This window comes from uncultured Maritalea sp. (assembly GCF_937139385.1).
Lineage (GTDB): Bacteria > Pseudomonadota > Alphaproteobacteria > Rhizobiales > Devosiaceae > Maritalea > Maritalea porphyrae_A.
The window spans coordinates 1-10,088 of record NZ_CAKZPW010000046.1 but is presented as its reverse complement, the minus strand read 5'-3'; the positions used below and the strand labels follow the sequence as shown (position 1 = coordinate 10,088).

At 47.8% G+C, this 10,088-nt stretch carries 7 protein-coding genes; 5 read left to right on the top strand and 2 right to left on the bottom strand.

What is annotated here, in order from left to right:
* Together Q0231_RS01870 and Q0231_RS01865 are read left to right on the top strand one after the other, a co-directional pair.
* Positions 1–291: hypothetical protein (locus tag Q0231_RS01870; protein ID WP_299344347.1), on the top strand; the 291-nt coding region annotated here is incomplete at its 5' end.
* Positions 292–302: 11 nt separating this feature from the next.
* Positions 303–620, top strand: a complete 318-nt coding sequence (locus Q0231_RS01865; protein WP_299344344.1) for a Dabb family protein — start codon at positions 303–305, stop codon at positions 618–620.
* Here the strand turns inward: Q0231_RS01865 and Q0231_RS01860 are convergent.
* The gene (locus Q0231_RS01860; RefSeq protein WP_299344341.1) at positions 617–2,026 is read right to left on the bottom strand and encodes a hypothetical protein; all 1,410 of its coding nucleotides are present in this window, start codon (positions 2,024–2,026) and stop codon (positions 617–619) included. The genes Q0231_RS01865 and Q0231_RS01860 overlap by 4 nt on opposite strands.
* 93 nt (positions 2,027–2,119) lie before the next feature.
* Positions 2,120–3,433: an Hsp70 family protein gene (locus tag Q0231_RS01855; RefSeq protein WP_299344338.1), complete on the bottom strand. Its 1,314-nt coding sequence runs from the start codon at positions 3,431–3,433 to the stop codon at positions 2,120–2,122.
* A gap of 444 nt (positions 3,434–3,877) precedes the next feature.
* Here Q0231_RS01855 and Q0231_RS01850 point away from each other — a divergent pair, with 444 nt between their 5' ends.
* The 3 genes from Q0231_RS01850 to Q0231_RS01840 form a co-directional block, all read left to right on the top strand.
* Positions 3,878–5,020: a hypothetical protein gene (locus Q0231_RS01850; RefSeq protein ID WP_299344336.1), complete on the top strand. Its 1,143-nt coding sequence runs from the start codon at positions 3,878–3,880 to the stop codon at positions 5,018–5,020.
* Between the two features lie 303 nt (positions 5,021–5,323).
* On the top strand, positions 5,324–8,683 hold the full coding sequence (locus Q0231_RS01845; protein WP_299344333.1) for a hypothetical protein: 3,360 nt from the start codon (positions 5,324–5,326) through the stop codon (positions 8,681–8,683).
* Positions 8,664–10,088: PAS domain-containing hybrid sensor histidine kinase/response regulator (locus Q0231_RS01840; protein WP_299344330.1), on the top strand; the 1,425-nt coding region annotated here is incomplete at its 3' end. The genes Q0231_RS01845 and Q0231_RS01840, both read left to right, overlap by 20 nt.

Here is a 10,088-nt window from a genome sequence, read left to right as displayed (position 1 = left end):
TCTCGAGCAGCAGCACCCAGCTATACAGATTGCGCCGAGCTAGAAGCCATGTTGCCGGACTTTATGGACGTCAAACACCTCAAAATGGATCAAATCCAGCTTGAGTTTGATGGGTTATCTCCGCTTTTGCACCACCTGCGCAACACAGGTGTAAACGGCAATGCAGATGGTATTCTGACGAAAGCCAATTTCAAATCCTTTGAAGAACGCTATGCAAACCAGTTTGGCCATGGCGGCAAGCTGCCACTGACCTATCAGCCGGTTTGGTTAATCGCGCAGCGCCAGCAATAGGGTTTGAAACGATGATTAAGCACTGTGTCTTCTGCTCATTTCGCACCGGCGTATCTGAAACTCAAAGACTTGAAGCGGTGCAAAGTTTTGAAGCCCTTGTTGGCCAAATCACAGGGCTGATTTCAATTAAAGCCGGCCCGAACAAAGACTTTGAACAAAAATCGGGCGAATTTAGCCACGGCTTTATCGCCAGTTTTACAAATGATGCCGCATTGCAAGACTACGCCAATCACCCCGCGCACCAGCAATTGGGCAAAGAGCTCGTTGCCCTGTGCGCAGGCGGAGCGGACGGGATTGTGGTTTTTGATCTCGTCGTTGATGCCAACTAAACAGTGTGTGGCCCGCAAACCAAAGCACGTTGAACACCTGGTGCCAAACTGTCTAACCCGTTGATCAGCATTTCCCGTTTGGCAATAACATCAACGATTTGCCCAGAATATGTAATCGCAGTTTCGCGCATCATGCCCAGCATCGGCCAGCCCCAGAGGGCGGAAACGGTAACCCCGTGGGTTACAAAATGCGGTTCGGTCAAAAATGTGCAGGATAGAACAGGTTCAATCGGCGAGCGATTGGTGGGGCTGCCGCCAACTAAATCAATGATCACCGACCCATCAGGTATGATTTGCTCCAAATGTCTATTCTCAACCAAATAGTTCCGGCCGCGCAGGTTGACCGGTTGATCCGCGCCATTGACGATGAGATCCGCATCCTTGAGCCAATACTCAATTCGTCCAGACTTAGTGTGCGTCAAGCCAAGCACGTTGATTTCTCGCACGCCTTTGTCCGATAGTTCGCGCATAGCGCCTTGCGCCACGTTGCCATAGCCCAGCACAACAACTTTGGCGTTTTGAACGTCCAAATTTGGTTTGTTTTGAGCCAATAATTCCAACCCATAGCGCGCGCCTGCTTGCCCAGTTTGGTGCAAACATTGGATGCGCCGTAAACCGAATGGCAGGGGCGGGTGGGTTTCTCGCCATTTCTCGATCGCAGTTTGGCCATGATTTTTTTCGTAATCAACTAAGTCAAACAGATTTGGGTGTGTCTGCTTGAGGTGCTCTATCAAATGGTCGCTGGTTGTTGACGCGCTATCATAGAAATAAAGCGCAGTAGGCCCAGTCGCATCAAGTTGTTCAATGCTTGCGTCAGAATGGATCACTTTTAAAGAGCGTGGGTCGCGGTTGCCAGCGCGGCGGATGGCGGCCAATGTGCGTGGTGACCATTGCAAAACTCTAACGTCTAAGCCACCAATCGAATTGTTTTCCAAGTAAGGCTGTAAGGCCGTTGCCATCGCAGTGCGCGATAGAATTGCTTGATCCGGATCGATTTTGGGCGATTCAACGATTTCTTCCATCGCAATCACATTGATCTTGTTCTCTTCAAGCACACGGGCCCGGTCCGGGAATGATCCAAAATGTGCCATGCACAACAGGGTGCATCCGGGGTGCATGTGAGCAACGCTTTCAAGTGATGGACCTTTGAATTTGATGATCAGGTCCTTATCGCGATAAATCTCATGCGCTGGCTGCAGAATTGCTCCGGCTTTGACATATTCTTCATCAGAAAAACCAACACCAAGGCCAGCGCCTTCTTCCACATAAACATCTGCACCCGTTTGCAGCAGCGTGCCAATGTCTTGCGGAACAACTGATACTCGCTTTTCCAAGCCGCTAGGGTTCTCTGGTGATTCAATTTCTCGAACAACTGCGATGGATTGGAAACGGTTGTGACCTGGCATGTGCAAAAAACTCCTGCAAACTGACGCAAAAATGGCGTTAATTCACCAACGTAACCATTCTTGTTGTGCAAACAAGACCAATCAGTTGCTTTGCTATGAAGTGCCTTCAGCCAGCCATGGCGTCAGATCTGGTTCTTGGCCAATCAATGCAAGGCCAAAAGCGACGGACTGGAATTGATTTCCACCTGCCAGCTTTTGATCGCCAAAACGATCAGAAAATATTCTCTGGACCGCAGGAATAAAGGAACTGCCGCCAGTTAGGAATACATTGTCGATGTCGTCCGGAGAAAGTGCAGTATCAGCCAATAGGCCATCAACAGTGCTGCCAATTTGGGCTAAGTCCGGCGCAATCCAATTGTTGAAATCGTCGACCTTCACTTCAGCACCAACGTCAATGTCGCCAAGTTTCAATTTGAAACTGGCGGTTGGGTTGGAGGAAAGTGCTGCTTTGGCCGCAGAAACAGCGCGATAAACGTCAAATCCACGATCATCGATTATGGTCTCAATCAGCGCTTCCACTTGTTCAGGCTGTGTGGAGCTTTTGGCCAAGTTTTGTAGCTCACGGATTGTTCCCGGGGTCTTTAAAAGCGCCAGCTGATGCCACTTCGCGAACTGGGTATAATAGTGTTTGGGCATCTCAAGTAGTTTGTCGAACGACTTATATTGTCCATATTTGCCAAGCTTGGGAGAAATAACCGCGTCAATGATGCGGTAGTCAAATCGATCCCCTGCGATCCCCAGACCTGAAAATCCAACCGGATGCGCTATGGTGCGCCCATCGCGCTTTTCAAACCGGATGATTGAAAAATCGCTGGTACCACCACCAAAGTCACCAACAAGAACGGTTGCATCTTTTTCTAACCTTTGCGCATAGCTATATGCGGCACCAACTGGCTCATAAACATGGCGTGGTTTTGAAAAGCCGGCGAGTTGATATGCCCCTTCATAACGGCTCATGGCCAAAGCGTCGTCTGGCTTGCTGCCAACAAAAGACACTGGGCGACCTGAAACAAACTCAGCAGGGAAATCTGTCAACGCACCTTTGGCATCGCTCACAGCACATTGCAGAAATGTAGACATCAAGTCTTCAAATTTGAACGCGTTGCCGAATATGCGGGTTTCTTCAAACAGATGACTTGCCGCATGGCTTTTAATGGATTGAATAAACCGTACGTCGTTGGCACTTGTGAGATAGGCATCAATCGCTTCGATTCCGCCCGAAACCTCGGTTTTTGGATTTGCACCTGAATCGTCGCGCTGAAAGCAAAGTACCGAACGATAAACATCGTTCGAATTTGTCCCTGCGCCAAACGTTACGCCCTTTATCTCCCCGGTCGGCGAAGCAAATGCAATTACTGTGTTCGTCGTGCCAAAATCCACGCCCATAGAATAACCGAGTTCGTTCATGTCTTGTGTCCTAAGGTGTGTATTCGTGTGGCGGGTGCCAGTTTGGGAAGAGCTAGATGCAATAATGTGCCCCAGCCGTCAACCATGCACCAACGGCAAAAACAAATTTCAACGCGACCTCAATGGTTTAAAAATGATAAAGATCCGGCGTTGCGCTTGCGAATTGCTAGGTAAAAAATGCCGCCTTATCCACTGCAGTTCAAGGCTGAACGATAATCTGTGTTGAAAATGCAACAGCGGTCGGTCAAGCGTCATAGGGCAACACATCTGTGCTTGAATGTTTAGTGCGTATGAGTAGTTTGGCTAATGCGAAACCATGCATGGATTCGTTTGTCGGTCGCATACGCGGCGTCAAACACACCAATAAAAAGTGTGGCCTCGTTTCGGCAAACAGCCGGTAACAACCGGTCCTAAACAACTAACTGATTTTTGGAGGTCAGTATTATGACAATTAAGAACCTACTTCTCGGTTCAGCAGCAGTTCTTGCTCTTGGCACATCAGCACAAGCAGCAGACCCAATCGCTGTAGCACTTGACACTTGTGATCTATTGAACATCACAGGCTTGACAATTTCTTCTGAAAGCAACTGCTTGAAGATCGAAGGCGACGTTTCTTACGAGTGGTCTTGGACAAACAATGCAGCTGGCGTTAACTCAACAGCTTCTGATCTTGATTGGATGCTTAAGTTTACTGCAACTGCAGACAGCGACTTCGGCCCAACAATGGCTGTTGTTGAGCTTCGCGAAGAAGAAGACGATACATTCGTAGCTGGTTCAACACGCGCTGTTATCAACGAAGCATATGTTGCCATTGGCGATTCTTCTGCAACAGTGTTTTATGCTGGTAAAAAAGGCTCAATCGCTAACGATGGCGACGACGAGACTTTCACAGCAATCTACGATCTTGACCTCGACGGCAACGACGAAGGTATCGCTTTGACAGGAAACACTGGCGGCTACGTGTTGCAAGTTTCTTCAAGCTTGGGTGATGGCGTAACTGCAGCTGTTGGTCTTGAAGATCTTGGCCGCGTTTCTGGCGAAGCTTCTTTGGTTGGTGCTCTTGGTGTAAGCCAAGACTGGGGTACTGCACACGCTTCATTCGTTTATGACGATTTGATCGCTGCTGCAAACGCTTGGTCTTTCCACACTGGCGCAACATTCAATGTTGATGACATGAGCTTCCGTGCTGCATTCTCAACAGACAGCGCATCTGCATGGACTGCTTTGGTTACTGCTAAAGCAACTATGGACATGTTCACATTGGCAGCTGGCGCAGAATTCCGCCCAGCAAACGTTTGGGAAGCTGCGGTTTCTGGCGTTGCAGCAGTTAACGACACAACAACAATCACCGTTGCTGGTCGTTTCGACAATGCAAGCAACTGGGATCTTGCTTTGAAAGGCGCGTTCAAAGTTTCTGATACTTTGACTGCAACTGCCAAAGTTAACTTCGACGAAGCAAGCGTAACAGCGTTTGAAGGTGACTTGGACTGGGCTCCAGGTGGCGGTGCTACTGTTAATGTTGGCTTCAACATCGACAGCAACAACGTTTCTAAAGTATCTACAAAATTCAAGAAAACATTCAACTAAGCCATTTGGTTTGACTGAATTGAATTTTGGAAAGGTCCGGCATTTGCCGGGCCTTTTCTTTTGTCTGATCGTATTCTAACCACATTCAATCGCCGGAATATTAAGTCGAGACACCTGTTAAGTGTTAACAGCTGCAACAATTTCAAAAATAACACTGGAACTCTGCCGATTTGTGCTTAAACTTTCGCCCTATGCCAAGGGTGGAGAATGTGGGCGGCGGATGACGGCCTTGGCGAACAAATAAACATCTTGTTTCAATTTGTGTTTTGATCATTGCGTGCCCTAATTGGAGTAGCTTGCCAGATGGGAATTTTTCGACGCGTTAATTGGGTCATGTTGCTTGGCATGGGTGTTCTGACGGTCGGGATTGGAGCGCCATTTGCCGTTTGGCAAAATCAGCCGAATGTCGAACACCATATTGAAACGATATTGCAAACAAAACTCGACAATCTCGGGTTGTCGTGGGCACGAGTCCAAGTTGATGGGCGCGATGTCCATGCCGCGGGCCTCAGCACCAGCGCAGAGCAAATCTCAAAGGTAAATCAAATTCTTGCCGAAGCGCCTGAAACGCGCAGTGCTTCGCTTGACGCTGCACTTGCGCCCAAACTTGACCCATTTTCGCTGCGCCTTTCAAAGGATAACAAGTCACGTACAATGGTAGGTGGCATGCCCAGTGAGGCGCTGAGCGATCAAGCAAAGCAATGGTTCGGGGAAGGGCAGGTTGATTTACAACTTGCCTCTGGCGGTCCAGCCGCGCGAGATTGGCGTGACGCCACGCAGTTTGCGATAAGACTACTTCAACATTTTGATGAAGGTATCGTGAGCGTTGATGGGTTAAAGGTCTCAATTGATGGTCGCGCAAAAGATCAAGAGTCGTTTCATACACTCGATGTGGTATTTGGTGCAGGGTTCCCAGACAATTTAGTGCGTGGCGAAGGAAACATAGTTCCGCCACTCGCTTCACCATTTGTTTTTGCCGCCAAAAAAGAAAATGCACCATCTATTGCTCTGTCTGGCAACGTTGAATCCAAACAACAATTGACTGACCTTGAACAGCTGGGCGGTTCAGTCGCAACATTGGCCATTAGTTCTGGCGGCCCAAAGGGATTTGCCGATGCCGTAACGAAATTGCTTAGGGCTTTGGATGGATTACCGCACGGTGAGTTTGAGATCTCCGACGAAGTGATCAAAATGTCAGGTGCGGCTGATAGTTTTAAGTCGTTTGATGAAGTCTCAGGATTAGAAAAGAAACTCACGCCATTCAAAGTTTCAATTCAGATTGAGAGACCGACAATTAAACCATTTACGATCAAATTTGAACTCGTGGACAACAAAATGTCGGTCGTCGGGTACGTTCCGACCGACAATGAGTTGAAAACCATTTCGGCTCTGAATGGTGGTGAAGATCTAGGTGAGGTGCGCGTTGCAAATGGTGCACCAGAGAAGTTTGATGAAGCGATGAATTTGCTCATCAGCACACTTGAACACCTACAAACCGGTGCGGTTGCACAGATTGAAGACCAACGGATTATGGTTCAAGGCAAAGCCATTAGCCCGCAAGACTTCCTTATGTTGCAGGAGAAATTCGGCAACAACATACCCGATGGTTACGACCTCGCTTTGGCCGACATTGAGCTGCCAGAAGTGTCACCGTACAGTTGGTCATTAAACAAAGAAACGGATGGACGCGTTCGCTTAGCCGGATACTCACCATCCGCGGATTTGAATGAAGATGTCTTCGCCATATTGCCTGATACTCAAGTTGTCGATGAAACCTTGCCTGCTGCCGGTCAACCCCAAGACTTTGAAAAGATCGCATTGGCAAGTGCATCCGCCTCAAATTTGATGGTAGAGGGTCAGATTGCGCTGCAGAATGATGCGTGGGCACTAAACGCCACCGTTGAAACGAAAGAACATCAAAACAGTCTTTTACGAGAGTTTCTGGATAAGAAGGTTGAAGTAGAAACTTGGCAAGCGCAGTTTACAGTTTTGCCCCCACCAGTTGCCAAACCCTACCGGTTTGAAGGTCGCCGCGCTGAAAACGGGGACCTGAGTTTTGAGGGTTTTGTGCGCAATGAAGAAATGCAGCTTTTGCTGAGTGGCATGGGTGCTTCAAACGTTAGTTTGGCCAGCGGGGAGCCTGATGGTTTTGATGAGAAAACCAATATTGGCATTTCAGCGCTCCAACGTCTGGAAACGGGTCGCTTTGGTTTCGACGGTCAAGATTGGTTTTTAACTGGTGTCGCAGATCATCAAGACACGGTGACTGCGATCAGCAATGATCTGGGAAATCTGGCAAGCGAAGAAAACAATTGGAAAATTGAAATTGACGCGCGCATCGTCCCCATTATTCCCTATTTGTGGGCGGCAGAAAAACCATCAACGGGCGAGATCGTATTTACAGGGTACGTTCCTGACGACAAAACGCTTGCGATATTTCAGGTACCAAACGCCCAAACTGGCAACCTAAATATTGGCGTTGGGGCACCAGACGGGTTCGCGGACAAAGCAGAGGCGGCGTTTGATGCGCTGCAGCTCCTTGATGCGGGGCGTGCAAGTCTATCCGGCGACGTTTGGACACTCATGGGCAGCGCACGTTCAGATCAAGACATCGAGCAAATCACCAAAATACTGTCGCCATTTGGTTCGGCATTTAGATTAGATTTGCACGTTGTGTTGCCAATTGAACAGCTGACTTGGTCAGCGGTTAAGAATTCGAATGGTCTTATCACCTACGATGGTTTTTTGGCTGATGATCTGGTGTGGGCTCAGCGTGACAATCGCTTGGAGCTTGCAAACAGCCAACCAGAAGAGCGACGCGCATTTTTGGAGCGCACAGAACGTGGCCTTGGCGCATTAGGTTTGTTGCAGGAAGGAACTGTGGCTTACGATGGGTCACAGTGGCAGCTGAATGGCTTGGCCGCTGACAAAGCTGTGGGCGCAGCTGTTGAGTACATGTTGAGCGTAGACCAAGAGCCAACTTGGCAGCTTGCACTTGAAGATGCAGAAGCCATCGCAAAAGCGAAAGCAGAAGAAGAGGCACGGCTAGCGGCAGAAGCAAAAGCTGAAGCACAAGAGCAAGCGCGTCTGGCGGCTGAAGCAAAGGCAGCAGCTGACGAGCAGGCGCGTCTTGAGGCTCAAGCAAAAGCAAAGGCTGATGCAGAAGAAAAGGCAAGACTGGCCGCTGAGGCAGAAGAAAAAGCACGGCTAGCGGCAGAGGAAGAAGCGCAGGCTGAGGCAGAAGAACAGGCGCGCCTAGCGGCCGAGGAAGAAGCAAGATTAGAAGCTGAAGCAATCGCGAAAGCCGAAGCGGAAGAGCAGGCGCGTTTAGCTTTGGAAGCGGAGGCGCAGGTCAAGGCTCAAGCTGAGGCTGAAGAGAAAGCGCGATTAGAGGCTGAAGCAAAGGCGAAAACTCCAGTTGCTGACGCGTTCACGTGGAGTGCGACAAAATCTGAAAACGCCATCACCCTGTCGGGCAATGTGCCAAACGCCAGTGTGCGCTACAGTTTGCAGTTGGCAACGGGGCAAACTGATGTTCCTGAATTGAGTGTATCATCTGGCGCACCGGATCGCTTTTCCGCCACCGCATTTGCAGGCTTGGAAGCTTTGTCCAGTCTAGAAGAGGGCACAGCATCGCTTAAAAATGGAAAATGCGATACGTGACAATGAAATGAGAATTCGCTCATTATTGACTAATATCCCAGGTATAGCATATCGATGTTTGGATGTACCGGGCTGGCCCAATTTATTTATTAGTGATGAAGTTGAAAAAATAACAGGGTATCCAGCAGCGGATTTCCTAATGCCTGAGCCAAAAAGAAGCTTGGGGGATTTTGTTCATCCTGAAGATTTACACATTATTGCTTCAGCCGATTTACACAACCCAAATGGTTATCAGCTTGAGTTTAGATTGATCGACAGGTACAACACCTTGAAGTGGATGCTTGGTTATGGTCGAGCCATTAAAGTAGAAAACAGTGATGATTATTATCTTGATGGTTTTATTATGGATATTAGTGATCGCAAAGCAATGGAATCAGAGCTTATAGCGGCTAAAGACAAAGCAGAAAAAGCCGCGGAAACTCGTTCAGCATTTTTAGCCAATATGAGCCATGAAATTCGTACGCCAATGAATGCAGTTATTGGTTTTAGTGATATTTTGCTCGATAGTGATATGAGTGCTAGCCAACATAAACACCTGACAACTATTAACCAATCGGCAAAATCATTGCTACACATTTTGAATGATTTGCTCGACAGTGCCAAGTTAGAAAAAGGTAAGTTTCAACTTGAACTTCGAGACTTTTCACTTGTGGAAGAAGTGGATGCTGTTGTGTCAACATTATGGTTAGAGGCACAAAATAAAGGTATAGAACTCAACCTTAATATTAAACTGCAAGCGCAAGGGTACTTTAATGGTGCGCCAGATAGATTGCGCCAAGTTTTAACTAACTTGTTGGGTAATGCGATAAAGTTTACCGAACAAGGCAGCATCAATATTACTATCTCAAGAGTAGAAACAGGGGTATTTAAATTTTCCATTAAAGATACCGGCATTGGCATGTCTGCTGCTCAGCTTGAGACTATTTTTGATGCCTTTGCTCAAGCGGATGAGTCAATGAGCCGACGTTTTGGTGGCACGGGTCTCGGTACCACTATCAGTAAACAGTTGGTTGAATTAATGGGCGGTGAAATCTCAGCGACCAGTATTGAAGGAGAAGGCTCTGAGTTTAGTTTTATCCTTCCTCTAACGCCGATTGAATTTATGGATAAGGTCGTCGAGCAACAAGGTTATCAAGCGCTACCTAAATTACACATATTGGTAGTTGATGATATTGAGCAGAATATAGACCTATTAAGCTTAGTGCTAAAACGTCACCATCATACTGTATCTGTTGCGCGTAATGGCGAACAAGCACTATTGAAAATGGAAAACGACTGTTTTGATGTAGTGCTAATGGATATACAAATGCCTGTCATGGACGGACTAACAGCCTCGATAAAACGACGTGAATTTGAGCAAGCAAATGATTTACCAAAACTCCCAATTATTGCCTTAACTGCCAGT

What these genes read in the sequence shown, in the direction of transcription:
- Q0231_RS01850 (WP_299344336.1), top strand. Translation starts at nt 3,878, where the DNA reads ATGACAATTAAGAACCTACTTCTCGGTTCAGCAGCAGTTCTTGCTCTT.
- Q0231_RS01860 (WP_299344341.1), bottom strand. Translation starts at nt 2,026, where the DNA reads ATGCCAGGTCACAACCGTTTCCAATCCATCGCAGTTGTTCGAGAAATT.
- Q0231_RS01855 (WP_299344338.1), bottom strand. Translation starts at nt 3,433, where the DNA reads ATGAACGAACTCGGTTATTCTATGGGCGTGGATTTTGGCACGACGAAC.
- Q0231_RS01865 (WP_299344344.1), top strand. Translation starts at nt 303, where the DNA reads ATGATTAAGCACTGTGTCTTCTGCTCATTTCGCACCGGCGTATCTGAA.
- Q0231_RS01845 (WP_299344333.1), top strand. Translation starts at nt 5,324, where the DNA reads ATGGGAATTTTTCGACGCGTTAATTGGGTCATGTTGCTTGGCATGGGT.